This is a genomic window from Pseudomonas sp. ATCC 13867 (assembly GCF_000349845.1).
Classification (GTDB): Bacteria; Pseudomonadota; Gammaproteobacteria; order Pseudomonadales; family Pseudomonadaceae; genus Pseudomonas.
Genome location: NC_020829.1, coordinates 3,632,277 through 3,659,159, shown reverse-complemented (window position 1 = coordinate 3,659,159; position 26,883 = coordinate 3,632,277). Strand labels below are relative to the sequence as shown.

Below are 26,883 nucleotides of genomic sequence, written 5' to 3'. Positions count from 1 at the left end.
TGCCATGACTGTCTACGCCATCATCGGCGGCACCGGCCTGACTCAACTGGAAGGCCTGACCCTGAAGGACTCCGTCGCGCTGGACACGCCCTACGGCGCGCCTTCGGCTGCCATCCAGCGTGGCGAGTTCGCCGGCCGCGAGGTGTTGTTCCTCGCCCGTCACGGCCATCCGCATCGCTTCCCGCCGCACCAGGTGAACTACCGCGCCAACCTTTGGGCGTTGCAGCAGGCAGGGGCGGAGGCGGTTCTGGCGGTGAACGCGGTGGGCGGTATCCATGCGGCGATGGGTAGCGGTCATCTTTGCGTGCCGCACCAGATCGTCGATTACACCTGGGGCCGCGAGCACACTTATTTTGCCGGTGACATCGATCACGTTACCCACATCGATTTCAGCCATCCGTATGACGAAGGGCTGCGCCAGAAGCTGATCGGGGCTCTGCGGGCGCTGGGCTATTCGCATAGCAGTTATGGTGTCTATGCCGCGACCCAGGGGCCGCGCCTGGAAACCGTGGCGGAGATCGCCAAGCTGGAGCGCGACGGCTGCGACATCGTTGGCATGACCGGTATGCCCGAGGCGGCACTGGCCCGTGAGCTGGAGCTGCCGTACGCCTGCCTGTCGCTGGTGGTGAACCCGGCGGCCGGCAAGTCCAGCGGCATCATCACCATGACCGAGATCGAGCAGGCGCTGCACGAGGGCATCGGCAAGGTGCGTGAGGTGTTGGGGTGTGTGTTGGTGGGCTGAGGAGGCTCGCCGCAACCTTTGGGCCATCGCGGACGAAGTCCGCCCCTACGGATTGGGTAGGGGCGCGAAGAGTGCGTCGATATCGCTTTCCTGCAAACGCAAGCCGCTGTCCTTGCCTTCCTCCAGCACGCCAGCGGCCAGGGCGGTCTTGCGAGCCTGCAACTGCTGGATCTTTTCTTCCAGGGTGCCGCGGGCGATCAGTTTGTAGACGAACACCGGTTTGTCCTGGCCGATGCGGTAGGCGCGATCGGTGGCCTGGTTCTCGGCGGCCGGGTTCCACCAGGGGTCGTAGTGGATCACGGTGTCGGCGGCGGTGAGGTTCAGGCCGGTGCCACCAGCTTTCAGGCTGATGAGGAACAGCGGTACGCGCCCCTGCTGGAAGTCTTCCACCGGCTGGCGGCGGTCGCGGGTTTCGCCGGTGAGGAGCGCATAGGGAATGCTCCGTGCCTGCAGCTGCGCCTGGATCAGTTCGAGCATCGAGGTGAACTGCGAGAAGAGCAGGACGCGCCGTCCTTCGGCCAGCAACTCGTCGAGCATCTCCAGCAAGGCGCTCAGCTTGCCTGAGTGGGTTGCCGGCAAGTCCGCCTGCAGCAGGCGCGGGTCGCAGCAGACCTGGCGCAGCTTGAGCAGCGCGTCGAGCACGACGATCTGACTGCTCGCCAGCCCCTTCCGGCGGATTTCTTCGCGGACCTTGCGGTCCACCGCCAGACGCACGGTTTCGTAGAGGTCGCGCTGGCGCTCGTCGAGTTCCACCTTGTGGGTGATTTCGCTCTTGGGCGGCAGTTCGGTGGCGACCTGGTCCTTGCGGCGGCGCAGCAGGAAGGGCTTGATGCGCGCGTTCAGGTGCGCCAGGCGCTGGCTGTCGCCGGCCTTTTCGATAGGTTGGCGGTACAGGCGTGCGAAATGGCGCGCATCGCCCAGCCAGCCCGGCAGCACCAGGTTGAACAGTGACCAGAGTTCGCCCAGGTGGTTTTCCAGCGGCGTGCCGGTCAGGCACAGGCGCTGCCGGGCGTCGAGACGGGCCGCGGCCTGGGCTGATTTGCTGCTGGCATTCTTCAGATATTGCGCTTCGTCGAAGACCACCAGGTGCAGCGCTTGCCTGGACAGCGCGTCGATGTCCCGGGGCAGCAGGGCATAGGTGCTGAGCAGCAGGTCGTACTGCGCAAGGTCGTCGAAGTGCCGTTGGCGCTCGCTGCCGTGCAGGGTGAGCGCGCGCAGCTCCGGGGCGAAGCGCGCGATCTCGTCCTGCCAGTTGGCCACCAGGCTGGTGGGCATCAGGATCAGGACGGGGCGGTCCAGGCGCCCGGCGCGTTTTTCCGTGAGGATATGGGCGAGCACCTGCAGGGTCTTGCCCAGCCCCATATCGTCGCCTAGGATGCCGCCGAGCTCCAGGTCGCGCAGCGCCTGCATCCAGGCGAGACCTTGCAGTTGGTAGGGGCGCAACTCCGCCTGCAGGCCGTCCGGTGCCACACAGGGCTGTTGCTGGAAGTCGCGCAGGCGCCGGACGAGGTGCAGCAACTGCTCGCCGCCTTGCCAGCGCAGCGGGTATTGGTCGAGCTGGCTCAGCAGGCTGGCATCGGTGCTTGGGATTCGCAGGCGGGCTGCGTCGCGTTGCAGGCTGCTGAGCAGCAGCCCTTCCAGCAGTTGCAGCATGGCCCGTATGCGTGCCAGCGGCAGGCTTACGGTCAACGCTTTGCCATCCGTCTGGCGTCGGGCGTCGAGGCGAATGGGTAGTTCAGCGTCATCCGTGCCTTTGCGCAGCGCTGACGGAGCTTTCCGGATCAGCTCCAGCAGCGGGTGCAGCAGGCTGATCTGCTGGCCATCGACCACGATCCCCAGTTCCAGGTCGAACCAGGCCTGACCGGGTTCTTCCTCGATATGAACGTACCAGTCTTCGACTTCGCTGAAGTCGAAGGGAAAGTCTTCGTCGAACTCCACCACCCAGCCCTGGGCGCGAAGCGTGGGCAACTGGCGGGCGATCTGGGGCCAGTGTGCCTTGTTGATCGGCCGGTAGCATTCGTAGTGGTTGAGCAGGTCGTAGGGTGTGGCGTACTTGTCGAGCTTCTTCAGACCCAGTTTCTGCAGTGTTTTGCGCAGGGCCTGCTCGGCCTTGGGCTGCCGTTCGATGACGACGAACACTCCATCCTCCAGATAGTGGATCGGCTGGCCGGTGCGCACCGGACCGTGGGCGTATTCCTTGCCGTAGCCGAAGACCAGGCAGGCCTGGTGCTCATCCTCTTCGCCGTAAATCTCGTCTCGATAGGTGCTCAACAGCAGGTGCGGCACGGGTTGGACTTCCAGTCGCCGCTCCTGGCTGGACATCGGCAGTGGCGCCTGCGGGGCCAGGGCCTTGAGTTGCAGAGCGAAGAGCCTGGCCTCTTGCGGCGGTACCGCTGGAGCGCTCGACAGATAGCTGGCCAGTACATCCGGGAGGTCGTGATGCAGGGGGCCGGCACGCATGTCCTGGCGGTTGACGTACCACGGTGGTGTCAGTTGGGTCAGCAATTGCGGTCTGGGATTCGTGTCAGTCTCCCAGCCGACGATGTAGTGCCCATCGTCACGGGTGTGCCAGGCGAGCCGGGCAGGCAGTTCCGTCCCCAATTGCAGCTGGCTGGACGGGTCTTCCAGCTCCAGGAACAGTTGCCCGCTGCGCAGGATCAGTTCCAGCAGTTCGGCGCCGTCGCGGCCCAGCAGCATCACTTCGTTGTGCTGCGGTTGGACGTCTGCCACGCCAAGTGCGCGAAGCAGAATGCGCTGATCCTGTTCGGTGACGCCCCGGCCCAGGGCGCGAGCGATGGAGATGATGCGTGGGTAGCCCTGGGGTTGGCCGCTTTCGCTGTAAACGGCGGTGTGGATGAAGACCCGGCCACTCCGGGTCAGCCGGTAACGCAGCGGGCCGCTGTAGGGCTTCCTGGTTTCCGGCTGCGTCTTGAGCGCAGCCGACGCGTGCCTCAGCCAGGTCTGCAGTGTGGGCGACAGACTGTTGACGGGAGTCGGGATGGACTTCGCAGTGGGCTTGGACGCGCTGCCGGGGCTGGCGACCTGTCCGTCCAGCAGATGCAGCAGCACGGCCACGCAATGCTTGCAGTCGAGGCCGACCGGACAATCGCACTGGCAGTCGAGGGTGTCACCGCTTCTGGAGAGGCTGATCCGCTGGTGATAGCGGTTTTTGCCCGAGCCCCGGCACAGGCCTTCCAGTGAGCGCTCGGTGAGGCGCAGGACGCTGGCCCGGCCTTCCCGCGCATAGGCCTCGCCACGCACCAGGGTGATGGCCGGGAACAGGCGACGCCAGGGGATGCGTTGCAAATGCTCGGCGAACTGAGGCATGGCGAGGCCTTCGTCGGGATCCTGTTACTGGGCGGGCTGCGCCGGCGGCGGAGCATCGAAGCCACCATCGGCCGGAGCGGCCGGCGCTGGCTGTTGCGGTGCTTCCGGGCCGGTGGGTGTCTCGTCTTCCAGGCCGGGTGGCGGCGGGGTGGCGGGGCGGGCGTTGAGCGGGCTGACCTTGATCAGCATGCCCAGGCTCGGGTGGTCGAGGTAGGTCAGCACGCTGTTCTTCAGGCTGGCGTCCTGGACCATGTGCTGGCTGGCGGCGAGCAGGCCGTTGGCGTCGAACTGGTTGATCCAGAAGTCGGTCTGGGTGTTCACGAAGCGCTGCTGGCTGAGGGTGACGGTACCTTCCACCGGGAAGTGGCCGTCATGCTTTTCGCCTTCGCTCAGGGCGATCGTCACCGGGCTGGCATCGATCTCCTGGCGCCAGGCCCTGTGCATCAGCACCTGGAAGCCGTCGTTCTGCTTGAGCTTGGCGACCTGGGCGTCGAGCGCGGTGGGGCGCTGGCTGTCGGCACCCGGCGCTTGCGCGCCCTTGGCCCAGTCGTCGGGGGCTGGCTGGCTGGCGAATACGGCGTCGCCGGACTGCTGGAAGAGGATCAGCTCCACCTGGTAGGGCTCGGCGAAGGCGGCCGGCGACAGCAGAGCCAGGGACAGCAGCAAGGGTTGGAACAGGCGCATTGGACAGGGTCCTTAGTGAGTCTGTGGCGTGAGGCGCTCGAGTAGCGCTTCCAGCGTGTTGAACCGTTCTTCCGGGCGCTCCATCGGCACCTGGAACTTGAAGAGGGTGGCCCCTTCGAATTTGTAGCGATTGGGCTGGCCCTGGATCATCTTGATCAGCACCAGCGGGTCGACGCAGGTATCGGCGGCAAATTCTACCCGGCCTCCCTGCGGCCCGGCATCTACCTTCAAGATGCCGAGTTTTTCCGCCTGCAGTTTGAGAAGCGTCAGGCGCATCAGGTTTTTCGCCGGCTCCGGCAGCAGGCCGAAGCGGTCGATCATTTCCACCTGCAGCTCGCGCAGGCCGTCCTCGTCGGCAGCGTTGGCGATGCGCTTGTAGAGGATCAGGCGGCCGTGGACGTCCGGCAGGTAGTCCTCGGGGATCAGCGCCGGCACCCGCAGGTTGATGTCCGGGCCGCCACCCAGCGGCTGTTCCAGGTTCGGTTGCTCGCCCTTGCGGATGGCCTTCACCGCGCGTTCGAGCATCTCCATGTAGAGGGTGAAGCCCACCGCCTGGATCTGCCCGCTTTGGCCGTCGCCGAGCAGTTCGCCGGCGCCGCGGATCTCCAGGTCGTGGGTGGCCAGCACGAAGCCGGCGCCGAGGTCCTGGGCGTTGGCGATGGCTTCCAGGCGCTTCTCGGCGTCCGGGGTCATCTGCTTGCGCGGCGGGGTGAGCAGGTAGGCATAGGCCTGGTGGTGGCTGCGGCCGACGCGGCCGCGCAGCTGGTGCAGCTGGGCCAGGCCGAACTTGTCGGCGCGCTCGATGAGGATGGTGTTGGCGCTGGGCACGTCGATGCCGGTCTCGATGATGGTCGAGGCCACCAGCACGTTGAAGCGCTTGTGGTAGAAGTCGCTCATCACCCGCTCCAGGTCGCGCTCGTTCATCTGCCCGTGGCCGATGCCGATGCGCGCTTCCGGGACCAGCTCGGCCAGGTCGCGGGCGCACTTCTCGATGGTCTTCACCTCGTTGTGCAGGAAGTACACCTGGCCGCCGCGCAGCAGTTCGCGCAGCAGGGCTTCCTTGATCACCGACTTCTGTTCTTCCATGACGAAGGTGCGCACGGAGAGACGTCGCGCCGGCGGCGTGGCGATGATCGACAGGTCGCGCATGCCGGCCACCGCCATGTTGAGCGTGCGCGGGATCGGCGTGGCGGTGAGGGTGAGGATGTCCACCTCGCTGCGCAGGGCCTTGAGCTGCTCCTTCTGGCGTACGCCGAAACGGTGTTCTTCGTCGATGATGACCAGGCCGAGGTTCTTGAACTTCACATCGTCCTGCAGCAGCTTGTGGGTGCCGATGACGATGTCGACCTTGCCTTCGGCCAGTTGCGCCACGGCGCCTTCGACTTCCTTGGCGGACTTGAAGCGGCTCATCACCTCGACGCTCACCGGCCAGTCGGCGAAGCGGTCGCGGAAGCTGTTGTAGTGCTGCTGGGCGAGGAGGGTGGTGGGCACCAGCACGGCGACCTGCTTGCCGCTGTGCACCGCGACGAAGGCCGCGCGCATGGCCACTTCGGTCTTGCCGAAGCCCACGTCGCCGCAGACCAGGCGGTCCATCGGCTTGTCGGCGAGCATGTCGGCCACCACGGCTTCGATGGCGGTCTGCTGGTCCGGGGTTTCCTCGAAGGGGAAGCCGGCGGAGAAGGTGGCGTAGTCGACCTGCGGGTCCTTGAACGCGTAGCCCTTGCGCGCGGCGCGACGGGCGTAGATGTCCAGTAGCTCGGCGGCGACGTCGCGGACCTGTTCGGCGGCCTTGCGCTTGGCCTTCTGCCAGGTTTCCGAGCCCAGCTTGTGCAGCGGCGCCAGGGCGTCGTCGCTGCCGGTGTAGCGAGCGATCAGGTGCAGATTGGCCACGGGCACGTAGAGCTTGGCCTCGTCGGCGTATTCCAGGGCGAGGAATTCGGCGTTCTGGCCGTCGATCTCCAGGGTGATCAGGCCCATGTAGCGGCCGACGCCGTGGTCGATGTGCACCACCGGCGCCCCTTCGCGCAGCTCGGTGAGGTTCTTGATGACGTTCTCGCCACCGTCGCGGGTCTTCTCGCGGCGCCGGCGCTGCATGACGCGCTGGCCGAACAGCGGGCTTTCGGCCACCAGGGCGATGCCCGGCTGGCCCTTGTCGGCGTCCAGCAGCAGGCCTTCGTCCATCGGCGCGATGGTGATTGCCAGGCGGTCCTGGTGCGCCAGGAAGCCCGGCCAGCCCTCGACTTCCACCGGGCGCAGCTTCAGCCGCGCCAGCAGTTCCAGCAGCACTTCGCGGCGGCCGGCGGATTCGGCGGTGAACAGGATGCGCCCGTCGAACCGCTCGATGAACTGGCGCAGGCGTGCCAGCGGTTCCGTGGCTTTCGCTTCAATCGCCAGTTCCGGTAGCGCTTCGGCGGGGAAACGCTCGCGGCCGACGCCGGTCTCGATCGGTTCCGGGCTGACCACCACGCGCGGCCAGTTCTTCAGGCGGGCGAAGCAGTCTTCCACCGGCAGGAAGACGTCAGCGGGCGGTAGCAGCGGGCGTTCCGGGTCGTAGCGGCGGTCTTCGTAGCGGCTGCGCACGTCGGTCCAGAACTGCTCGGCGGCGCTCTCGATGCCTGGCAGGGAGAACACCTGAGTGTCCTGCGGCAGGTAGTCGAACAGCGTCGACGTCTCGCCCTCTTCGAAGAACAGCGGGATGTAGTACTCGATGCCCGCCGGTGTCAGGCCGCTGGCCAGATCCTGGTAGATCGGGCAGCGGCGGTAGTCGACGTCGAAGCGCTCGCGGAAGCGGCCACGGAAGCCGGTCACCGCTTCCTTGCGCAGCGGGAACTCGCGCGCCGGCAGCAGGCGGATGCTCTCCACCTTGTCGATGGAGCGCTGGGTTTCCGGGTCGAAGGTGCGCAGCGTCTCGATCTCGTCATCGAACAGATCGATGCGGTAGGGCAGCTCGCTGCCCATCGGGAACAGGTCGATCAGCGCACCGCGCACGGCGAACTCGCCGTGCTCGTAGACGGTGTCCACGCAGCGGTAGCCGGCGGCCTCGAAGCGGCTGCGCATCTGTTCGACGTCGAGTTTCTGGCCGACGTCCAGCACCAGGCTGCTGCCGAGCAGGAACTTGGCCGGCGCCAGGCGGTGCAGGGCGGTGGTGATCGGCACCACCAGCACGCCGCGGCGCAGTCCGGGCAACTGGTAAAGGGTGGCGACGCGCTGGGAAATGATGTCCTGGTGCGGCGAGAACACGTCGTAGGGCAGGGTTTCCCAGTCCGGCAGCTGCAGCACCGGCAGGTCCGGCGCGAAGAAGCTCAGCTCCTGCTCCAGGCGCTCGGCGCTCTGGCTGTCGGCGGTCAGCAACAGGGTGAAACGGTTGGCGGACGCCGAGGCTTCGGCAATGGCAAGGCTCAGGGCGGCGCCCGGCAGGTTGCCCCAGGATTGCTTGCCGGCAGCAGTCGGCAGCGAAGGAATGCGCAGTACGGACACGGGCGTTCGTGGCTCCGGTCGGAGAAATTGACCGGCCAGATTGTAACTATCCCGATTGACGGATGTCAGTCATACGACCGCTGCGGATTGCCGGCGATTGTTCGCGCCGTCATAATGTAGCCCCTTTTTTCTTCTCCTACATGTGGAAGGTATTGCCCGTGACCCAGAAGCCCGACCAGTGTCTCGGTGAGTGGATCGATCGTGAAGCCCTCGCGGAAGCCATGATTCCGCTGATCGGTCAGCTGTACCGTAACAACAACGTGGTGACCTCGATCTACGGCCGTGGCCTGATCAACCGTTCGGTGATCGCGATCCTCAAAGCGCACCGTTTCGCCCGTCACCGCCTGGCCGAAGGCGGCCTGTCGGTACACGACACCTTCCCGATCCTCAAGGCGATGAGCGAGCTCAAGCTGGGCGCCGCATCCGTCGACCTGGGCAAGATGGTTGCCAAGTTCAAGACCGAAGGTAACGGTCGCAGCATCGAGCAGTTCACCAAGGACGAACTGACCGACGTGGTCGGCAAGCAGAACGGCGGCGCCCGCGAAGGCACCGACGTCGTCCTGTACGGCTTCGGCCGCATCGGCCGCCTGCTGGCGCGCATCCTCATCGAGAAGACCGGTGGCGGCGACGGCCTGCGCCTGCGCGCCATCGTCGTCCGCAAGGGCGCCGAGAACGACCTGGTCAAGCGCGCCAGCCTGCTGCGCCGCGATTCCGTGCATGGCCCGTTCGACGGCACCATCACCATCGATGAAGAAAGCAGCACCATCACTGCCAACGGCAACCTGATCCAGGTTATCTACTCCAACGACCCGGCGTCGATCGACTACACCCAGTACGGCATCAAGGATGCACTGCTGGTCGACAACACCGGCAAGTGGCGCGACGCCGACGGCCTGGGCCAGCACCTGAAGTGCCCGGGCATCGACCGTGTGATCCTGACCGCTCCGGGCAAGGGTGCGCTGAAGAACATCGTCCACGGCATCAACCACGGTGACATCACCGCCGACGACAAGATCGTTTCCGCCGCTTCCTGCACCACCAACGCCATCGTGCCGGTGCTCAAGGCCGTGAACGACCAGTACGGCATCGTCAACGGCCACGTCGAAACCGTTCACTCGTACACCAACGACCAGAACCTGATCGACAACTTCCACAAGGGCAGCCGTCGCGGCCGCAGCGCTCCGCTGAACATGGTGATCACCGAGACCGGTGCCGCCACCGCCGCCGCCAAGGCCCTGCCGGTACTGAAGGGCAAGCTGACCGGCAACGCGATCCGCGTTCCGACGCCGAACGTCTCGATGGCGATCCTCAACCTGAATCTGGAGAAATCCACCTCCCGCGAAGAGATCAACGAGTACCTGCGCCAGATGGCCATGCACTCCGACCTGCAGAAGCAGATCGACTTCGTCTCCTCCCAGGAAGTGGTTTCCTCCGACTTCGTCGGCTCCCGCCACGCGGGCGTCGTCGATGCCGAAGCCACTATCTGCAACGACAACCGTGTCGTGTTGTACGTGTGGTACGACAACGAGTTCGGCTACAGCTGCCAGGTCGTCCGCGTGATGGAAGACATGGCTGGGGTCAACCCGCCGGCTTTCCCGCGCTGATCCAGGCGGGACAGGGAAACGGGAGCTCTCGGGCTCCCGTTTTTCGTTAGTGGCTCCACCCTACAACGATAAAATCTGCCAATTCCTGATTCTGGAAAGACTTCAAATGGATGGACAACATCTGCATGAAGGCGAGCTGAAGCGCGGTCTGAAGAACCGCCACATCCAGCTGATCGCCCTCGGCGGCGCCATCGGTACCGGCCTGTTCCTGGGCTCGGCCGGCGTGCTGCAATCCGCTGGCCCGTCGATGATCCTCGGCTACGCCATCGGCGGTTTCATCGCCTTCCTGATCATGCGCCAGCTCGGCGAGATGATCGTCGAGGAACCGGTCGCCGGGTCCTTCAGCCACTTCGCGCACAAGTACTGGGGCGGTTTCGCCGGCTTCATGTCGGGCTGGAACTACTGGGTACTGTATATCCTGGTGGGCATGTCGGAGCTGACCGCGGTCGGCAAGTACATCCAGTTCTGGTGGCCGGACTTCCCGACCTGGGCGACGGCGGCGGTGTTCTTCGTACTGATCAACGCCATCAACCTGTTCAACGTGAAGGCCTTCGGCGAGACCGAGTTCTGGTTCGCGATCATCAAGGTCGCTGCCATCATCGGCATGATCCTGCTTGGCGTCTGGCTGCTGGCCACCGGTACCGGCGGTCCGCAAGCTTCGGTGAGCAACCTGTGGGCGCACGGCGGCTTCTTCCCCAATGGCTGGAAGGGACTGATCATGGTCCTGGCGATCATCATGTTCTCCTTCGGTGGCCTGGAGCTGGTGGGCATTACCGCCGCCGAAGCCTCCGAGCCGAAGAAGGTGATCCCCAAGGCGATCAACCAGGTCATCTACCGGATCCTGATCTTCTACATCGGCGCCCTGGCCGTACTGCTCTCGCTGTACCCCTGGGATGCGCTGCTGCAGAGCATCAACAGCGCCGGCGACCCCTACAGCGGCAGCCCGTTCGTCAAGGTCTTCTCGCTGCTGGGTAGCGAGTACGCGGCGCACATCCTGAACTTCGTGGTACTCACCGCCGCGCTGTCGGTCTACAACAGCTGCGTGTACTGCAACAGCCGCATGCTCTTCGGCCTGGCCGAGCAGGGCGATGCCCCGCGCGCCTTCGCCAAGGTCGATGATCGCGGCGTACCGCTGCTGGCCATCGGTGTCTCGGCCTTCATCACCCTGGCCTGCGTGGTGGTCAACTACGTGATCCCGCACCAGGCGCTGGAGTTGCTGATGTCCCTGGTGGTGGCCGCGCTGGTGATCAACTGGGCGATGATCAGCCTGGCCCACATGAAGTTCCGCAAGGCCATGCAGGCCAAGGGCGTGCAGCCGTTCTTCCGCGCGCTGTGGTACCCGGTCGGCAACTGGCTGTGCCTGGCTTTCGTGGTGTTCATTCTCGGTATCATGCTGCAGATCCCAGGCATCGACGTGTCGGTGTACGCGATCCCGGTGTGGATCGTGCTGATGGGTGTGTGCTACCTGTTCAAGCGCAAGTCCCCGGTCAAGGCCAACGCCTGAACCGGTTGAGAAACGGGAGCTTCGGCTCCCGTTTTCTTTTGGTAATGCACCTTTGCCAGAGCGGAAACAGTGGCCCGGGGTGCTTGCGGTAGAATGCCCGGCGCCGGGCGGATGATGGACGGCAGGAGGTGCCGAGTGGTGCGTGGAGTCTGGCTGTTGGTGGTGCTGGCTGTTCTGGTTGCTGCCCTGGCGGGTTGCGGGCAGTCGGTCGAACGCTTTGGCGGCCCGACCATGGGCAGCAGCTACACGGTGCAGTACGTGACCACGGGCAAGGCGCCGGATACCGCGAAGCTCAAGGCCGAGGTCGATGCGATCCTGGCGAGCCTCGACGAGCAGTTCTCCACCTACCGCGACGACTCGCTGATCTCGCGCTTCAATGCCCAGCCGGCCGGCACCTGCATGGCGCTGCCGGAGGACATGCTGACGCTCTGGCGCTATGGCGAGGCGCTCTCGCAGCAGAGCGGCGGTGCCTTCGACCTCACCGTCGAGCCGCTGCTGAACCTCTGGGGCTTCGGCCCGCAGTCGCGCGCCGAGCAAGTGCCGGCGGCCGCCGATCTGGAGCGCGAGCGTGCCCGCGTCGGCCATCAGCATCTGCATCTGCAGGGCGAGCAGTTGTGCAAGGACGTCAATGCGCAGCTGGACTTCGACAGCATCGTCGCCGGCTACGCGGTGGACAAGGTCAGTGCGCGCCTGGCCGAGCTGGGGCTCACGAATTACCTGGTGGAAATCACCGGCGAGCTCAAGGCCGTGGGCCACAAGCCCGATGGCACGCCCTGGCGCATCGCCCTGGAAGTGCCCAGCGGCGAGCGCGAACGGCAGGTGGAGCGTTCGGTGGCGCTGGATGGCTTCGGGCTGTCCACCTCCGGCGACTACCGCAACTATTTCGAGGAAGGTGGGCAGCGTTACTCGCACACCTTCGATCCACGCAGCGGCACGCCGGTCCGGCATGCGCTGGCGGCGGTCACGGTGGCCGATGCGCAGGCGCTGCGCGCCGATGGCCTGTCGACCCTGCTGATGGTGCTGGGGCCGGAGGAGGGCTATACCTTTGCCGAGCGCAATGGGCTGGCGGCGTTCTTCATCGTGCGCCAGGGCGAGGGCTTCGTGACCCGCGCGACGACACGCTTCGAAGCGCTGTTTCCGACGCCTGAATGAAAGGTTCGCCGGGCATGATGATTCGGCGGGAAGGTATGTAGTGACGGCAAAATTCGCCTACCTGCCGACCAACCGCTAATGTGCAGCCTTTTGCCGCAGGGCTAAGCTGCGCAATGATTTCGATCCGCCTCGGCGCATGTGGTGCCGGGGCTTCGCCGGGAGCGCCAAGCGAGCGTCCCGGCCTGTTCTGAAGGAGTACGCATGGCTGTCTACAACTACGACGTGGTGATTCTCGGCACGGGTCCGGCGGGCGAGGGGGCGGCGATGAATGCCTCCAAGTACGGACGCAAGCTGGCGGTGGTGGACAGCCGTCGCGTGGTCGGCGGCAACTGCACGCACCTGGGCACCATCCCGTCCAAGGCGCTGCGTCACTCGGTGAAGCAGATCATCGAGTTCAACACCAACCCCATGTTCCGCCAGATCGGCGAACCGCGCTGGTTCTCCTTCCCCGACGTGCTGAAAAGCGCCGAGAAGGTCATCTCCAAGCAGGTCGCCTCGCGCACCGGCTACTACGCGCGCAACCGCATCGATATGTTCAACGGCACCGCCAGCTTCGTCGACGAGCGCACCGTTGAAGTCGTGACCCCCAGCGGCGCCGTGGAGCGCCTGGTGGCCGACCAGTTCGTCATCGCCACCGGCTCGCGCCCGTATCGCCCGTCGGACATCAACTTCAACCACCCGCGCGTCTACGACAGCGACACCATCCTCTCGCTGAGCCACACCCCGCGCCGCCTGATCATCTACGGAGCCGGCGTGATCGGCTGCGAGTACGCCTCGATCTTCAGTGGCCTGGGCGTGCTGGTGGACCTGATCGACACCCGCGACCAGTTGCTGAGCTTCCTCGACGACGAAATCTCCGATGCGCTGAGCTACCACCTGCGCAACAACAACGTGCTGATCCGTCACAACGAGGAATACGAGCGCGTGGAAGGCCTGGACAACGGGGTGATCCTGCACCTGAAGTCGGGCAAGAAGATCAAGGCCGACGCCTTGCTGTGGTGTAACGGCCGCACCGGCAACACCGACCGCCTGGGCCTGGAGAACATCGGCATCAAGGTCAACAGCCGTGGCCAGATCGAGACGGACGAGAACTACCGCACCTCGGTATCGAACATCTATGCCGCCGGCGACGTGATCGGCTGGCCGAGCCTGGCCAGCGCCGCCTACGACCAGGGCCGCTCGGCTGCCGGCAACATCGTCGAGCACGACGGCTGGCGCTTCGTGAATGACGTGCCGACCGGCATCTACACCATTCCGGAGATCAGCTCGATCGGCAAGAACGAGCACGAGCTGACCGCGGCGAAGATTCCTTATGAGGTGGGCAAGGCCTTCTTCAAGGGCATGGCCCGCGCGCAGATCTCCAATGAGCCGGTGGGCATGCTGAAGATCCTGTTCCACCGCGAGACCCTGGAGATCCTCGGCGTGCACTGCTTCGGCGACCAAGCCTCGGAGATCGTCCACATCGGCCAGGCGATCATGAACCAGCCGGGGGAACTGAACACCCTGAAGTACTTCGTCAACACCACCTTCAACTATCCGACGATGGCCGAAGCCTACCGCGTAGCGGCGTTCGACGGCCTGAACCGGATTTTTTGAAGTACCCCGACCGGCGGCCTGAGCCGGTCGGGGGGAACCTGCTCAGCGATTCCCGATCGTGGCAGTGGCCAAACCGGGAAAGTCTGTGATCAGGCTATCCACGCCAAAATCGGCGAGCCGGCGCATCAGGGCTGGCTCGTTGACCGTCCAGACCGACACATGCAGCCCCTGCTTCTGCGCTTTCAGCAAGCGCTCCGGGGTGCACAGCATCCAGTTCAGCGCCAGCAGATCGCAGCCGTAGTGTGCGGCGACCTTCAATGGATCGAGCCAGGCGTATTCGGCCACCAGCCCGCGGGATAGCTCCGGCGCCAGCTCTTCCAGGGCGCGCAGCACCGTGCGTGAACTCGATGTCACCGTGATGCGGTCGCGCAGGCCGTAGCGTCCGACCAGGTGGTGGATCGCCTGTACCGTGCGCCCCGCTCGGTCTTTCGAGCCACTCTTGACCTCCAGTTGCCAGTGCTCGAAATCGCAGCGTTCGAACAGTTCCGCCAGGCGCGGAATGGGGCAGGGGCGCACCCACCCCGGACCGCCCTCGCGGGCGTCCATCGTGATCAGGTCTTCCGCCAGTTGCTCGGAAACCTTGCCGCGCCGGCCGGTGGTTCGCTTGAGCGTCGGATCGTGGATCACCATCAGCTCGCCATCGCGGGACAGGTGAAGATCCAGCTCGCAGCGTGTCACGTTGTGTTCCAGGCAGCGCTGGAAGCTGGTCAGGGTGTTTTCCGGTGCTTCGCCTTTGGCGCCGCGATGGCCATAGATCAGAGTCACTGGGGCTCCTTGGGGGACGGATTCTGGGGGGAGAGATCCTTGAGGTATTGGGAGTGGTGCTGGCGCACCGCGTCGACGACGCGGCCGCTTTCGAAATAGACGCTGAACTCGCGGTAATCCCAGCGATTGATCGGCGGTTTGCCCACCGCGGGATGTTCCTCGTCCGGCAGGCCGAAGCGCTCCAGCACGGCCTTCTGGCTCTCGCCGCGGACCGGCAGCACGATGTGTGGGTCGCCCTGTGCGCCGACGGGTATCTCGATGGTATCCGCCAGCAGTGGCAGCGGGGTGACAAGGCTCAACAGGAGTAACAGATAGCGCATGGATTTCCCTGGGTTCATTCGTCGCGGGCCTTGGCCTGCCGGCGTTCCAATGCCTGACGCTGGAGGATGTGGCGGGCCAGCAACTGGCGCGGGGCATCGCCGAGACCCTCGAATTCGGTGCCGATTTCGTAGTCGCCTTCGCTCTGTTGCCGGCAATGGGTGACCTTGGCACGCAGCAGCAGGCCCAGGCCCTGGGGTAGCAGGACGATCTTCAGCGCAAGCCCCTGGCCGAGCGGAAGAGGCTGCGTATCACGGAAGTCGATGCCGCCCTCGGACAGCGTGACCTGGCGGGGCGGGCCGATCTCGCGCAGCAGGCTCTGGGTCAGGGCCTGGGCGATCAGGTCGATGCGCTTGTTGATCACTTTCAGATAGCTGGCCAGCGGGCGGTCGCGCTCGTGGATATGGCGCAACAGGTGCTGCGACTCGAAGTCGGTCAGGTGCAGGTCGCTGAGCAGATTGAACAGCGCGGAATCATCCTGAAGCACTTCTTGCGACTGGATTTCGTCCTCGCGCAGCGGGCGAAATTCCAATGCGAGCGTGTCTTCAATACGATAGTATTCGCGGCGGTCATCCGCGTCTGGAGTGGACATGGCGAACCCACGGCGGCAGTGATGGTCTGAGTGTAAAGCCGCCTGCCGAGCCTCGCCACACGGAAGTCGTACGCCAGAAGGAACTGACGCCCGACGCACTCTTCATCTTCTTAATCGGCCCCACATGTTCAGACCCCTTTCCGTCTATATCGGAACGCGCTACACACGCGCCAAACGCCGCAGCCACTTCGTATCCTTCATTTCGCTCACCTCCATGATCGGCCTCGCGCTGGGCGTGGTGGTGATGATCGTGGTGCTCTCGGTCATGAACGGCTTCGACCACGAGATGCGCACCCGCGTACTGGGCATGGTGCCCCACGCCACCGTCGAGTCCTACCAGCCCATCGAGGACTGGCGCGGCATCGCCGGGCAGATCAAGAGCCAGCACCCCAACGTGCTGGAAGTCGCGCCCTTCATCCAGATGCAGGGCCTGCTCAGCGCCGGCGGCACGGTACAGAAGGTGCTGATCAACGCCGTTGACCCGAACGAGGAGAGCAAGGTCTCGATCATCGACCAGTTCTTCCAGGAGGGTTCGCTCAAGAGCCTCAAACCCGGCGAGTTCGGCATCATCATCGGCGACAAGGCGGCGAAGAACCTCGGCGTGAAGCTGGGCGACAAGGTCACCTTCATCGCCCCGGAAGTCTCGGTCACCCCGGCCGGCATGTTCCCGCGCATGAAGCGCTTCACCGTGGTCGGCACCTTCCATGTCGGCGCCGGCGAGCTGGACGGCTACGTCGGCATGGTCCACATCGACGACGCCGCGCGCCTGCGCCGCCTCAAGCAAGGCCAGGTCGAAGGCCTGCGCCTGAAGCTCGACGACCTGTTCCAGGCGCCGCGCACCGCCTGGGAAATCGCCCGCACCCTGAAGGGCAACGACTACTTCGCCCGCGACTGGACCCGCAGCCACGGCAACCTGTACCAGGCGATCCGCATGGAGAAATCCATGATCGGCCTGTTGCTGCTGCTGATCGTCGCGGTCGCCGCGTTCAACATCATTTCCACCCTGGTCATGGTCGTCACCGACAAGAAGGCCGACATCGCCATCCTGCGCACCCTGGGCGCCACGCCGGGGCAGATCATGGCGACCTTCATGGTCCAGGGCACGGTGATCGGCGTGATCGGCACCTTCATCGGCGGCGTGCTGGGCATCCTCGCGGCGCTCAACGTCAGCTCCGCCATCGCCCTGCTGGAGCGCCTGCTGGGCCACAAGTTCCTCAACGCGGACGTCTACTTCATCGATTACCTGCCCTCGCAACTGATGAGCGAGGACGTGATCCTGGTGTGCAGCGCCGCGCTGATCCTGAGTTTCTTCGCCACCCTGTATCCGGCCTGGCGTGCGGCCCGCACCCAGCCCGCGGAGGCCCTGCGTTATGAGTAAGTCGACCCCCAACGACCAGGCCGTCCTGAGCTGCCGTGACCTTGGCAAGCGCTACGAGGAAGGCCCGCAGTCGGTCGAGGTGCTCTCCGGCGTGCAGCTGGAACTGCTGCCCGGCGAGCGCGTGGCCATCGTCGGCAGCTCCGGCTCGGGCAAGAGCACCCTGCTGAACATGCTCGGCGGCCTCGATACGCCCAGCACCGGCAGCGTCTGGCTCGCTGGCGAACAGCTGTCGGCGCTGAACGAGAAGCAGCGCGGCCTGCTGCGCAACCGCGCGCTGGGCTTCGTCTACCAGTTCCACCACCTGCTGCCGGAATTCACCGCGCTGGAGAACGTCTGCATGCCGCTGCTGATCGGCAAGACGCCGATCCCGGAAGCGCGCCAGCGCGCCACCGCGCTGCTGGAGCGTGTGGGTCTGGGCCATCGCCTGAGCCACAAGCCGTCGGAGCTGTCCGGTGGTGAGCGCCAGCGCGTGGCCATCGCCCGCGCCCTGGTGAACACGCCGAAACTGGTGCTGCTCGACGAGCCCACCGGCAACCTCGACCAGCACACCGCCCACGGTATCCAGGAACTGATGCTGGAACTGTCGCAATCCCTGCGCACTGCCTTCCTGGTGGTGACCCACGACACCCACCTCGCCCAGCAGATGGATCGTGTGCTGCGCCTGGAGGAGGGCCGGCTGGTCGCCGCCTGAGGGATAACGGAATGTTCAGACCCCTGTCCGTCTTCATCGGCACCCGCTACACCCGTGCCAAGCGACGCAACCACTACATCTCGTTCATCTCCCTGACCTCGATGATCGGCCTCGCCCTGGGCGTGCTGGCCATGATCGTGGTGCTCTCGGTGATGAACGGCTTCCAGAAGGAAATGCGCTCGCGCATCCTCGGTATGGTCCCGCACGCGGTGCTGCAGAAGACCAGCGGTCCGCTGGACGACTGGCAACGCGTGGCCGAGGTAGCGAAGCGGAACCCGAAGATCGTCGGCGCGGTGCCCTATACCGAGGTCGACGGCATGCTCTCCTATAAAGGCATGATGCAGCCCATCGAGGTGGACGGCGTCGATCCGGCGCTGGAAACCCAGGTGTCGATCATCGGCCAGCACATGGTCCAGGGCCGCCTCGCCGACCTCAAGGTCGGCGAGTTCGGTGTGGTCATCGGCGAGATCACCGCGCGGCGCTTCCACGTCAACGTCGGTGACAGCCTGTTGCTGATCGTCCCCGAGCCCAGTTCCGCGCCCGGTGGCATCACCCCGCGCATGCAGCGCCTGAACGTGGTCGGCATCTTCAAGGTCGGCGCCGAGCTGGATAGCTCGTTGGCGCTGATCCACGTGGACGACGCGGCGAGCCTGATGCGCTGGCAGCCCGGCCAGGTACAGAGCGTGCGCATCGCCCTGAAGGACTTGTTCCAGGCGCCCGAAGTCGGCGCGGCCATCGCCAAACAGCTGGGCGACGGCTACCGCTCGGTGGACTGGACCCACACCCAGGGCAGCCTGTTCAGCGCGATGAAGATGGAAAAGACCATGATCGGCCTGCTGCTGCTGCTGATCGTTGCGGTCGCCGCCTTCAACATCATCGCCACCCTGATCATGGTCGTGGCCGACAAGCGCGCGGACATCGCCATTCTGCGCACTCTGGGTGCCACGCCGAAGCAGATCATGGCGATCTTCATGGTGCAGGGCACGGTGATCGGCCTGATCGGCACCGTCATCGGCTGCGTGCTGGGCGTGCTGGCGGCTTACAACGTCACCGCCATCGTCTCGACCCTGGAGCGCGTCGCCGGCACCCACGTGTTCAACTCGGACATCTATTTCATCAACTACCTGCCGTCCGACCCGCAGGTGCTGGATATTGTCCTGATCTGCGTCGCGGCGCTGTCGATGAGCTTCCTGGCCACGCTGTACCCGGCCTGGCGTGCGGCATCGACCCAACCGGCGGAATCGCTGCGGTACGAGTGATCCATCGGACCATGAAAAAGCCGCCCCTCGGGGCGGCTTTCTCGTTTCAGGGAGCACCCTGTAGGAGCGAGCTTGCTCGCGAACAAGTTCGCCGGCAGCTCTGTGCCTCGGGCGATTCGCGAGCAAGCTCGCTCCTACAAAAAGCTAGAGCTCGCGCTGCACATTGCGCAGCGCCCGGCGCCGCCGCCAACTGCGGCCGATCCACCAGCGCCAGTAGCCCTCGGTGGCCAGGTAGCCGAGGATGCCCACCAGAATCCCGCAGATCACCGAACCCAGCAGGAAGGGCTGCCAGAGCATCGTCAGCTCGCCGCTGATCCACTCCCAGGTCAGGTGGTCGGGCAGGACGCGCGCCGGGATGCCCATGACCCAGGCGCCCATCTTGTAGGTGCAATAGAACACCGGCGGCATGGTGATCGGGTTGGTCAGCCAGACCAGCCCGACCGAAATCGGCAGATTGGCCCGCACCCACACCGCCAGCGAGGCGGCCAGCAGCATCTGCAGCGGGATCGGAATGAAGGCGGCGAACAGCCCCATGCCCATTGCGCGGGATACGGAGCGGCGATTCAGGTGCCAGAGGTTGGGGGACTGGATCAGCGGCCCGAGAAAGCGCAGGCCCTTGTGGCTCCTGATGCTTTCCGGATCCGGCATGTAGCGCTTGAAAATTCGGCGCGGCATGAGGGAAATCTCTGGCAGACGGACGACGCCACATTATGCCTAGCTAGGTGACAGTCATTCGTTGCCAAGTATGTCCGTGTGTAACCGCTGTGCCCCGATCGCCGTCCGATCGGACCGACGGTTGCCCGGCGACTCCAGGGAGGAGTCCGTTGCCTCGTTCAGGGATGTTCGCGCTGGCCGCCGGCCTGCTGGCGCTGCGCTGGCTATCGACGCTGCCAGCCGGTTGGGTGCTGCTGTCGCTGGTGGCGCTGGCGTTGCCCTTGCTGTTCACTCGCGGCTATTTCATCGGCCTGTTCCTGCTGGGTTTTGCCTGGGCCTGCCAGTCGGCCCAGTGGGCGTTGGATGACCGGCTGGACAAGGCGCTCGACGGTCGCACGCTGTGGCTGGAGGGCAGGGTGGAGGGGCTGCCTGACCTTACCGGGCCTTCGGTACGTTTCGTTCTTTCCGATGTATCCAGTCCTCGGGCGCGTCTGCCTGGCACCTTGCGCCTGTCCTGGTTCGGCGGGCCCGCGGTACAGGGTGGTGAACGCTGGCGCCTGGCGGTGAAGCTCAAGCGCCCCTACGGCATGGCCAACGGCGCAGGCTTCGACTACGAGGCCTGGCTTACCGCGCAACGGATCGGCGCCATCGGCAGCGTGAAGGATGGGCAGCGCCTGGAAGCGAGCAGCGGCCCGCCGGCCTGGCGAGAAGCCTGGCGGCAACGTTTGCTGGCGGTCGATGCCCAGGGGCGCTCCGGTGCGCTGGCGGCGCTGGTGCTGGGCGATGCCTCGGGACTGACCACGGCGGACTGGCAGGTGCTGCAGGACACCGGAACCCTGCACCTGATGGTGATTTCCGGTTCGCACATCTCCCTGCTGGCCGGGCTGCTCTACGCCGTGGTCGCCGGGCTTGCACGCTTCGGCGTCTGGCCCTCGCGCGTGCCCTGGCTGCCCTGCGCCTGTCTGCTGGCCGCGCTCGGCGCCTGGGCGTACAGCCTGATGGCGGGATTCGAGGTACCGCTGCAGCGTGCCTGCATCATGGTTTCGATTGTCCTCCTGTGGCGCCTTCGCCATCGCCGTAGCGGTCTGTGGACACCGCTGCTCGGCGCCTTGCTGGCGGTACTGCTGGCGGAACCGTTGGTCATACTGTTGCCCGGCTTCTGGCTGTCCTATGCGGCGGTGGCGTTGTTGATCTTCGGTTTTTCCGGCCGACTGGGGCGCTGGACGGCCTGGCGCACCTGGCTGCGTGCGCAGTGGCTGATGGCGATCGGCTTGCTGCCCGCGTCCGTGGCGCTTGGCCTGCCGCTGAGCATTTCCGGGGTGGTCGCCAACCTGCTTGCGGTGCCCTGGGTGGAAATGGCGGTGGTGCCGCTGGCCTTGCTGGGCAGCCTGGCGCTGGGCATTCCCTGGCTGGGCGAAGGGTTGCTCTGGATCTCCGGCGGGCTGCTCGAGTTGCTGTTCCGCCTGCTGGGCTGGATGGCGGCCCTGGCGCCTGCCTGGCAGCCCGTCAACGCGCCGGCCTGGGCGCTGCTGCTGGCCATGCTGGGTGCGTTGTTGCTGCTGGCGCCGGCTGGCGTACCGGTGCGAGCGTTCGGACTGGCGATGTTCCTGCCGGTGTTCTGGCCGTCGATCGTGCTGCCGCCGCCGGGGATGGCCGAGGTCCGGGTGCTGGATGTGGGGCAGGGCCTTTCGGTGTTGATCCGCACGCGCAGTCAGGCTTGGCTCTACGACACCGGCGCGCGCAATGGCGATTTCGATATCGGCGAGCGGGTCGTCGTACCGACGCTGCGGAGTCTGGGGATCAACCGTCTGGACCGATTGATGCTCAGTCACGCGGACAACGACCATGCAGGTGGCGCCCTGGCGGTGAAGGCGTCGCTGCATCCCGTGCAGGTGGTCAGCGGCGAGGCGGATCGGCTGCCCCGCGAGTTGCGGGCACAGCCCTGTCGGAAGGCGAGCTGGGAGGTCGACGGCGTCCACTTCGCGGCCTGGGCATGGGAGGGTGCACGGGAAAGCAACGACCGCTCCTGCGTTCTGGCGCTCGAAGCCAATGGCGAGCGCCTGCTGCTGACCGGCGACCTGCCGCAGGCCGGCGAACTGGCCTGGCTGGCCGAACACCCGGATATCCACATCGACTGGTTGCTGGCGGGGCACCACGGCAGCCGCAGCGCTTCCGGACCGGTCTTCGTGCGCAGCGTGACGCCCACTGCCGCGATCATTTCCCGCGGCGCCAATAATCCTTATGGCCACCCCCATCCGTTGGTCGTCGAGCGCTTCCGGGCACTGGGCATCCGGATTCACGATACGGCACAGGAGGGTGCGCTGACGCTGATGCTCGGCGCCCACGGGGAGGTCCGGGGAGTGCGGGAAGGCGCACATTTCTGGCAAGAAAAATGAGACCGGGGCGGTCGGCTGGCACGGGCCCCTATGCTAGAGTGGCGCCACTTTTTTTCAGGGGATTCACCACTGTGTGGGAACTGGTCAAAGCTGGCGGCTGGATGATGCTGCCGATCTTGCTGAGCTCCATCGCCGCGATGGCGATCGTCGCAGAACGTCTCTGGACCCTGCGCAAGAGTCGCGTGGCTCCGCCACAGTTGCTCGGCCAGGTGTGGAAGCAGATCAAGGGCAAGAAGATGAACAGCCAGGCCCTGAAGGACCTGCGCGCGTCGTCCCCGCTGGGTGAGATCCTTGCCGCTGGCCTGGCCAACTCCAAGCACGGTCGCGAGATCATGAAGGAGTGCATCGAGGAGGCCGCTTCCCGCGTCATCCATGAGCTGGAGCGCTACCTCAATGCCCTGGGCACCATCGCCGCGATGGCGCCGCTGCTCGGCCTGCTGGGCACCGTGTTCGGCATGATCCAGATCTTCAGCGCCTTCATGGGCGACGGCATGGCCAACGCGCCGATGCTCGCCGGCGGTATTTCCAAGGCCCTGATCACCACCGCGTCCGGCCTGATCGTGGCGATCCCGGCGGTGTTCTTCCACCGCTACCTGCTGCGCCGTGTCGATGAGCTGGTGATCGCGATGGAACAGGAAGCCATCAAGCTGGTGGAAGTCACCCAGGGCGATCGCGAAGTCGATTTCGCCGAGGAAGGCAAAGCGTGAAGTTCCGCCGCAGAGCGGGCGGAGCGGCCCGCGAGGACGTCTTCATCAACCTGGCGTCGCTGATCGACGTGATCTTCGTGCTGCTGCTGTTCTTCGTGGTCAGCACCTCGTTCACCAAGCCGGCGCAGCTCAAGGTCGAACTGCCCGAGGCGGTCAGCGGCACGCCGCCGGAAGCCACCGAGATCAAGCAGCTGGAAATCTCCATCAGCGTCGAGGGCCACTACGCCCTGAACGGCCAGAGTCTGGCCCGCGACGACCTGGAGAACCTGATGAACGCCATGCAGCGCGAGTCCGCTGGCGACAACAGCCTGCCGGTGGTGATCACCGCCGATGGCAAGGTCGACTACCAGTCCGTGGTTACCGCGATGGATGCCGCAGGCAAGCTGGGCTTCACCCACCTGCGCATCACCACCATCGAGGCCCATTCGGACAAGAAGCCCTGATGGCGTTCTCCGACCGCCTGCTCGACGCCTGGTACAAGGGCCATCCGGCCCTTGTCCTGCTCAAGCCGCTCGAACTGCTCTACCAGCGTGTCGCCCGTCGCCGTCGCGCAGATTTCCTTTCCGGCGCCAAGCCGGCCTACCGCGCTCCGGTGCCGATCATCGTGGTCGGCAACATCACCGTGGGCGGCACCGGCAAGACGCCGATGATCCTCTGGCTGATCGAGTACTGCCGCGCCCGTGGCCTGAAGGTCGGCGTGGTCAGCCGTGGGTATGGCGCCAAGCCCCCGCAGACGCCCTGGCGCGTGCGCGCCGAGCAGTCGGCGGCGGAGGCGGGCGACGAGCCGCTGATGATCGTGCGCCGCAGCGGCGTGCCGCTGATGATCGACCCGGACCGCTCCAGCGCCGTGCGCGCGCTGCTGGCCGAGGAGCCGCTGGACCTGATCCTCTGCGACGACGGCCTGCAACACTACCGCCTGGCGCGCGACCTGGAACTGGTGCTGATCGACGCCGCCCGTGGTCTGGGCAACGGCCGCTGCCTGCCCGCCGGGCCGCTGCGCGAACCCGCCGAGCGCCTGGCCGAAGTCGACGCCGTCCTGCACAACGGCGCACTTTCCGACCCGCCGGGCGCCTTCTCCTTCGTCCTGCGACCTTCCGCCCTGGTCAGCCTGGCCAGCGGCGAACGCCGTGGCGTCGAGCATTTCCCCGCCGGTCAGGCGCTCCATGCCCTGGCTGGAATCGGCAACCCGCAGCGTTTCTTCAAGACGCTCGAGGCGCTAAACTGGCGGCCGATTCCGCATCCCTTCCCCGACCATGCGGCCTATACCGCCGAGCAACTGCGCTTCACGCCGGAGCTGCCGTTGGTCATGACCGAGAAGGATGCGGTGAAATGCCGGTCCTTCGCCGCGCCCGACTGGTGGTACCTCGCCGTCGAAGCGCAGCCCTCGCCGGCCTTCGTCGCCTGGTTCGACGCCCAGCTCGAGCGCCTGCTCGCCCGCTGATCCGGCGTCGCCCCTGCGGCGTCCGAATTCAATCCGTTCACGTTCAAGGAACGCATCATGGACCCGAAACTCCTCGATATCCTCGCCTGTCCGCTGTGCAAGGGCCCGCTCAAGCTCACCGACGACAAGTCCGAGCTGATCTGCAAGGCCGACGGCCTGGCCTACCCGGTACGCGACGGCATCCCGGTGATGCTCGAAGGCGAAGCGCGTACCCTGAACGTCGACGAGCGTCTGGACAAGTAACTCCCATGAGCCAGGCCTACACCGTCGTCATTCCCGCCCGTTATGCCTCCACCCGCCTGCCCGGCAAGCCGCTGCAGGACATCGCCGGCAAGCCGATGATCCAGCATGTCTGGGCGCAGGCCGGCAAGAGTTCGGCTGCCCAGGTGGTGGTCGCCACGGACGATCGGCGCATTTACGATGCTTGCCAGGGCTTTGGCGCCCAGGTGGTGCTGACCCGCGCCGACCACAACTCCGGCACCGACCGCCTGGCGGAAGTGGCCGACGCGCTGGGCCTGGCCGACGACGCCATCGTGGTCAACGTGCAGGGCGACGAACCGCTGGTGCCGCCGTCGATCATCGATCAGGTGGCCGCCAACCTCGCGGCCCATCCGGAGGCGGGCATCGCCACCCTGTGCGAGGCGATCCATGACCCGGCAGCGCTGTTCAACCCGAACATCGTCAAGGTGGTCAGCGACAAGGACGGCCTGGCCCTGACCTTCAGCCGCGCTACGCTGCCCTGGGCGCGCGACGCCTTCGCGGTGGACCGTGAAAGCCTGCCGGCCAACGTGCCGTACCGCCGCCATATCGGTATCTACGCCTATCGTGCGCGTTTCCTGCGCGACTTCGTGGCCTGGGGCCCGTGCTGGCTGGAGGACACCGAGTGCCTGGAGCAACTGCGTGCACTCTGGCACGGCGTGCGTATCCACGTGGCCGATGCCCTGGAAGCGCCGCAGGCCGGCGTCGATACCTCGGAAGACCTGGAACGCGTGCGGCGCATCCTGGGGGCTTGATGAAGGTTCTGTTCGTTTGCCTGGGCAACATTTGCCGCTCGCCCACCGCCGAGGGCATCTTCCGCCACAAGGTCCGCGAAGCGGGCCTTGAGGAGGGCATCGAGATCGACTCCGCCGGTACCGGCGACTGGCACGTCGGCAAGGCGCCGGATGCGCGCACCCGCGCCGCCGCGTTGCGCCGTGGTTACGATCTGTCGGCCTTGCGGGCACGGCAGGTGAGCGTGGCGGACTTTTCCCGCTATGACCTGATCCTCGCTATGGATCACGCCAACCTGCGTGACCTGAAACACCTGCGCGCCGGCGGCGGCAAGGCCGAGTTGGATCTGTTCCTGCGTCGCTTCGATCTGGAAATCGACGAAGTTCCCGACCCGTACTACGGCGGCGATGACGGTTTCGAGCAGGTGCTGGACCTGGTGGAGCGGGCCTGTGACGGCCTGCTGATGGAAGTGAAGAGGCGCCTGTGACGCTGCAACTGCAAGAACGCGTTTCCCTCAAGCCCTACAACACCTTCGGCGTCGAAGTCGCGGCGCGCTGGTTCGCCCAGGCCCATGACGACGTCGAGGTGCGTGCCGGCATCGCCGCCGCTACCGAGAAGAGCCTGCCGCTGATGGTGATCGGCGGTGGCAGCAACCTGCTGCTGACCCGTGACGTCGAGGCGTTGGTCCTGCGCATGGCGTCCCGTGGCATCCGCGTCCTCCGTGACGACGGCGAGCGCATGATGGTTGAGGCGGAAGCCGGTGAGGTCTGGGATGACTTCGTGCGCTGGACACTGGCGCAGGGGCTGGGCGGGCTGGAAAACCTCAGCCTGATTCCTGGCACCGTGGGTGCCGCGCCCATGCAGAACATCGGCGCCTATGGTGTCGAGATCAAGGACGTGTTCGCCGGCCTGACTGCGCTGGACCGTGAAAGCGGCGAGTTGCGCGAGTTCGGTTTAGAGGACTGTGCCTTCGCCTACCGCGACAGCCGCTTCAAGCGCGAACCGGGTCGCTGGTTGATCCTGCGGGTGCGCTTCGCCTTGACTCGTGCGGCGCAACTGCATCTGGACTATGGTCCGGTGCGCCAGCGCCTGGTGGAGGAGGGCGTGACTGCGCCGACACCGGCAGATGTTTCCCGAGTGATCTGCGCCATCCGCCGCGAAAAGCTGCCCGACCCGGCGGTGCTCGGCAACGCTGGCAGTTTCTTCAAGAATCCCGTGGTGTCTGCCGGGCAGGCGGATGAGCTGCGTGTGCGCTTCAGCGATCTGGTGGCCTACCCGCAGGGGGACGGCCTGGTGAAGCTGGCGGCCGGCTGGCTGATCGACAAGGCGGGCTGGAAAGGCTTCCGTGATGGCGCTGCGGGCGTGCATGCGCAGCAGGCGCTGGTGCTGATCAACTACGGCGGAGCGACCGGTGCGCAGCTGTATGCGCTGGCGGGGCGAATTCGTGACGACATCCAGCAGCGTTTTGGCGTTGAGTTGGAGATGGAGCCGAATCTCTACTGAGGCCACTCCGGACGCGAGAAAAGGGGATGCCTTGGCATCCCCTTTTTTGTGTCTGCTTCCTGGGATGAGCCGGGATGGGTTAGCGCTTATGTAGGAGCGAGCT

At 65.7% G+C, this 26,883-nt stretch carries 23 protein-coding genes; 16 read left to right on the top strand and 7 right to left on the bottom strand.

The features are described from left to right. Positions 1 to 4: 4 nt before the first annotated feature. Positions 5 to 742 carry an S-methyl-5'-thioinosine phosphorylase gene (locus H681_RS16215; protein WP_015477962.1) on the top strand — a complete coding sequence of 246 codons (738 nt, stop codon included), beginning with the start codon at positions 5 to 7 and terminating at the stop codon, positions 740 to 742. Between the two features lie 45 nt (positions 743 to 787). Here H681_RS16215 and H681_RS16210 read toward each other — a convergent pair whose 3' ends face one another. The 3 genes from H681_RS16210 to mfd are packed head-to-tail and all read right to left on the bottom strand — an operon-like array spanning position 788 to position 8,230. Further along, positions 788 to 4,069 carry a DEAD/DEAH box helicase gene (locus H681_RS16210; RefSeq protein ID WP_015477961.1) on the bottom strand — a complete coding sequence of 1,094 codons (3,282 nt, stop codon included), beginning with the start codon at positions 4,067 to 4,069 and terminating at the stop codon, positions 788 to 790. Between the two features lie 24 nt (positions 4,070 to 4,093). Continuing rightward, on the bottom strand, positions 4,094 to 4,753 hold the full coding sequence (locus H681_RS16205; protein ID WP_015477960.1) for a CsiV family protein: 660 nt from the start codon (positions 4,751 to 4,753) through the stop codon (positions 4,094 to 4,096). Positions 4,754 to 4,765: 12 nt separating this feature from the next. Continuing rightward, entirely contained in the window at positions 4,766 to 8,230 is a 3,465-nt protein-coding gene (gene mfd, locus H681_RS16200; RefSeq protein ID WP_015477959.1) for a transcription-repair coupling factor, read from the bottom strand. 140 nt (positions 8,231 to 8,370) lie between these two features. Here mfd and H681_RS16195 point away from each other — a divergent pair, with 140 nt between their 5' ends. The 4 genes from H681_RS16195 (at position 8,371) to sthA (ending at position 14,086) form a co-directional block, all read left to right on the top strand. Then, positions 8,371 to 9,834 (top strand): glyceraldehyde-3-phosphate dehydrogenase, encoded by a 1,464-nt coding sequence (locus H681_RS16195; protein ID WP_051070439.1) that lies wholly within the window; start codon positions 8,371 to 8,373, stop codon positions 9,832 to 9,834. Positions 9,835 to 9,940: 106 nt separating this feature from the next. Continuing rightward, on the top strand, positions 9,941 to 11,338 hold the full coding sequence (locus H681_RS16190; protein WP_015477957.1) for an amino acid permease: 1,398 nt from the start codon (positions 9,941 to 9,943) through the stop codon (positions 11,336 to 11,338). A 114-nt stretch (positions 11,339 to 11,452) separates the two neighbouring features. Continuing rightward, positions 11,453 to 12,490 (top strand): FAD:protein FMN transferase, encoded by a 1,038-nt coding sequence (locus H681_RS16185; protein WP_051070480.1) that lies wholly within the window; start codon positions 11,453 to 11,455, stop codon positions 12,488 to 12,490. A gap of 201 nt (positions 12,491 to 12,691) precedes the next feature. Further along, positions 12,692 to 14,086 (top strand): Si-specific NAD(P)(+) transhydrogenase, encoded by a 1,395-nt coding sequence (sthA, locus tag H681_RS16180; protein WP_015477955.1) that lies wholly within the window; start codon positions 12,692 to 12,694, stop codon positions 14,084 to 14,086. Between the two features lie 42 nt (positions 14,087 to 14,128). On the opposite strand, the gene H681_RS16175 is transcribed toward sthA, so the two are convergent. From H681_RS16175 to H681_RS16165, 3 genes are read right to left on the bottom strand one after another with little or no spacing between them, the layout of a single operon-like run. Beyond that, positions 14,129 to 14,851: a glycerophosphodiester phosphodiesterase gene (locus H681_RS16175; RefSeq protein WP_015477954.1), complete on the bottom strand. Its 723-nt coding sequence runs from the start codon at positions 14,849 to 14,851 to the stop codon at positions 14,129 to 14,131. Next, entirely contained in the window at positions 14,848 to 15,171 is a 324-nt protein-coding gene (locus tag H681_RS16170; RefSeq protein WP_015477953.1) for a hypothetical protein, read from the bottom strand. Before H681_RS16170 ends, H681_RS16175 begins: the two co-directional genes overlap by 4 nt. 14 nt (positions 15,172 to 15,185) lie before the next feature. Then, positions 15,186 to 15,761 carry a PilZ domain-containing protein gene (locus tag H681_RS16165; protein WP_041712080.1) on the bottom strand — a complete coding sequence of 192 codons (576 nt, stop codon included), beginning with the start codon at positions 15,759 to 15,761 and terminating at the stop codon, positions 15,186 to 15,188. A 124-nt stretch (positions 15,762 to 15,885) separates the two neighbouring features. Here H681_RS16165 and H681_RS16160 point away from each other — a divergent pair, with 124 nt between their 5' ends. From H681_RS16160 to H681_RS16150, 3 genes are read left to right on the top strand one after another with little or no spacing between them, the layout of a single operon-like run. After that, positions 15,886 to 17,139, top strand: a complete 1,254-nt coding sequence (locus tag H681_RS16160) for a lipoprotein-releasing ABC transporter permease subunit (protein WP_015477951.1) — start codon at positions 15,886 to 15,888, stop codon at positions 17,137 to 17,139. Further along, complete coding sequence (gene lolD / locus H681_RS16155; protein WP_015477950.1) at positions 17,132 to 17,830, top strand: lipoprotein-releasing ABC transporter ATP-binding protein LolD; 699 nt, start codon at positions 17,132 to 17,134, stop codon at positions 17,828 to 17,830. The genes H681_RS16160 and lolD overlap by 8 nt, the downstream gene beginning before the upstream one ends. Before the next feature lie 11 nt (positions 17,831 to 17,841). Beyond that, the gene (locus H681_RS16150; RefSeq protein WP_015477949.1) at positions 17,842 to 19,089 is read left to right on the top strand and encodes a lipoprotein-releasing ABC transporter permease subunit; all 1,248 of its coding nucleotides are present in this window, start codon (positions 17,842 to 17,844) and stop codon (positions 19,087 to 19,089) included. A 144-nt stretch (positions 19,090 to 19,233) separates the two neighbouring features. Here H681_RS16150 and H681_RS16145 read toward each other — a convergent pair whose 3' ends face one another. Continuing rightward, positions 19,234 to 19,764, bottom strand: coding sequence for a DUF2062 domain-containing protein (locus H681_RS16145; RefSeq protein ID WP_015477948.1), 531 nt, complete (start codon positions 19,762 to 19,764; stop codon positions 19,234 to 19,236). 164 nt (positions 19,765 to 19,928) lie between these two features. Here H681_RS16145 and H681_RS16140 point away from each other — a divergent pair, with 164 nt between their 5' ends. From H681_RS16140 to murB, 8 genes are all read left to right on the top strand, one after another. Next, positions 19,929 to 22,139: a DNA internalization-related competence protein ComEC/Rec2 gene (locus H681_RS16140; protein ID WP_015477947.1), complete on the top strand. Its 2,211-nt coding sequence runs from the start codon at positions 19,929 to 19,931 to the stop codon at positions 22,137 to 22,139. A 71-nt stretch (positions 22,140 to 22,210) separates the two neighbouring features. Beyond that, on the top strand, positions 22,211 to 22,846 hold the full coding sequence (locus tag H681_RS16135) for a MotA/TolQ/ExbB proton channel family protein (protein ID WP_015477946.1): 636 nt from the start codon (positions 22,211 to 22,213) through the stop codon (positions 22,844 to 22,846). Further along, a complete protein-coding gene (locus tag H681_RS16130; RefSeq protein WP_015477945.1) occupies positions 22,843 to 23,289 on the top strand; it encodes an ExbD/TolR family protein in 447 nt (148 codons plus the stop codon). The genes H681_RS16135 and H681_RS16130 overlap by 4 nt, the downstream gene beginning before the upstream one ends. Further along, positions 23,289 to 24,287 carry a tetraacyldisaccharide 4'-kinase gene (gene lpxK / locus H681_RS16125; protein WP_015477944.1) on the top strand — a complete coding sequence of 333 codons (999 nt, stop codon included), beginning with the start codon at positions 23,289 to 23,291 and terminating at the stop codon, positions 24,285 to 24,287. Before H681_RS16130 ends, lpxK begins: the two co-directional genes overlap by 1 nt. Positions 24,288 to 24,344: 57 nt before the next feature. Next, entirely contained in the window at positions 24,345 to 24,530 is a 186-nt protein-coding gene (locus H681_RS16120; protein WP_009621404.1) for a Trm112 family protein, read from the top strand. 5 nt (positions 24,531 to 24,535) lie between these two features. Further along, positions 24,536 to 25,300, top strand: coding sequence for a 3-deoxy-manno-octulosonate cytidylyltransferase (kdsB, locus tag H681_RS16115; RefSeq protein ID WP_015477943.1), 765 nt, complete (start codon positions 24,536 to 24,538; stop codon positions 25,298 to 25,300). Next, complete coding sequence (locus H681_RS16110) at positions 25,300 to 25,764, top strand: low molecular weight protein-tyrosine-phosphatase (RefSeq protein ID WP_015477942.1); 465 nt, start codon at positions 25,300 to 25,302, stop codon at positions 25,762 to 25,764. Before kdsB ends, H681_RS16110 begins: the two co-directional genes overlap by 1 nt. Next, positions 25,761 to 26,780, top strand: a complete 1,020-nt coding sequence (gene murB, locus H681_RS16105) for a UDP-N-acetylmuramate dehydrogenase (RefSeq protein WP_015477941.1) — start codon at positions 25,761 to 25,763, stop codon at positions 26,778 to 26,780. The genes H681_RS16110 and murB overlap by 4 nt, the downstream gene beginning before the upstream one ends. Positions 26,781 to 26,883: the final 103 nt, after the last annotated feature.

What these genes read in the sequence shown, in the direction of transcription:
- H681_RS16210 (WP_015477961.1), bottom strand. Translation starts at nt 4,069, where the DNA reads ATGCCTCAGTTCGCCGAGCATTTGCAACGCATCCCCTGGCGTCGCCTG.
- H681_RS16195 (WP_051070439.1), top strand. Translation starts at nt 8,371, where the DNA reads ATGTGGAAGGTATTGCCCGTGACCCAGAAGCCCGACCAGTGTCTCGGT.
- lolD (WP_015477950.1), top strand. Translation starts at nt 17,132, where the DNA reads ATGAGTAAGTCGACCCCCAACGACCAGGCCGTCCTGAGCTGCCGTGAC.
- H681_RS16145 (WP_015477948.1), bottom strand. Translation starts at nt 19,764, where the DNA reads ATGCCGCGCCGAATTTTCAAGCGCTACATGCCGGATCCGGAAAGCATC.
- H681_RS16150 (WP_015477949.1), top strand. Translation starts at nt 17,842, where the DNA reads ATGTTCAGACCCCTGTCCGTCTTCATCGGCACCCGCTACACCCGTGCC.
- H681_RS16170 (WP_015477953.1), bottom strand. Translation starts at nt 15,171, where the DNA reads ATGCGCTATCTGTTACTCCTGTTGAGCCTTGTCACCCCGCTGCCACTG.
- H681_RS16140 (WP_015477947.1), top strand. Translation starts at nt 19,929, where the DNA reads ATGTTCGCGCTGGCCGCCGGCCTGCTGGCGCTGCGCTGGCTATCGACG.
- sthA (WP_015477955.1), top strand. Translation starts at nt 12,692, where the DNA reads ATGGCTGTCTACAACTACGACGTGGTGATTCTCGGCACGGGTCCGGCG.
- H681_RS16160 (WP_015477951.1), top strand. Translation starts at nt 15,886, where the DNA reads ATGTTCAGACCCCTTTCCGTCTATATCGGAACGCGCTACACACGCGCC.
- H681_RS16185 (WP_051070480.1), top strand. Translation starts at nt 11,453, where the DNA reads ATGGACGGCAGGAGGTGCCGAGTGGTGCGTGGAGTCTGGCTGTTGGTG.
- H681_RS16205 (WP_015477960.1), bottom strand. Translation starts at nt 4,753, where the DNA reads ATGCGCCTGTTCCAACCCTTGCTGCTGTCCCTGGCTCTGCTGTCGCCG.
- lpxK (WP_015477944.1), top strand. Translation starts at nt 23,289, where the DNA reads ATGGCGTTCTCCGACCGCCTGCTCGACGCCTGGTACAAGGGCCATCCG.
- H681_RS16215 (WP_015477962.1), top strand. Translation starts at nt 5, where the DNA reads ATGACTGTCTACGCCATCATCGGCGGCACCGGCCTGACTCAACTGGAA.
- H681_RS16120 (WP_009621404.1), top strand. Translation starts at nt 24,345, where the DNA reads ATGGACCCGAAACTCCTCGATATCCTCGCCTGTCCGCTGTGCAAGGGC.
- kdsB (WP_015477943.1), top strand. Translation starts at nt 24,536, where the DNA reads ATGAGCCAGGCCTACACCGTCGTCATTCCCGCCCGTTATGCCTCCACC.
- H681_RS16110 (WP_015477942.1), top strand. Translation starts at nt 25,300, where the DNA reads ATGAAGGTTCTGTTCGTTTGCCTGGGCAACATTTGCCGCTCGCCCACC.
- H681_RS16165 (WP_041712080.1), bottom strand. Translation starts at nt 15,761, where the DNA reads ATGTCCACTCCAGACGCGGATGACCGCCGCGAATACTATCGTATTGAA.
- H681_RS16190 (WP_015477957.1), top strand. Translation starts at nt 9,941, where the DNA reads ATGGATGGACAACATCTGCATGAAGGCGAGCTGAAGCGCGGTCTGAAG.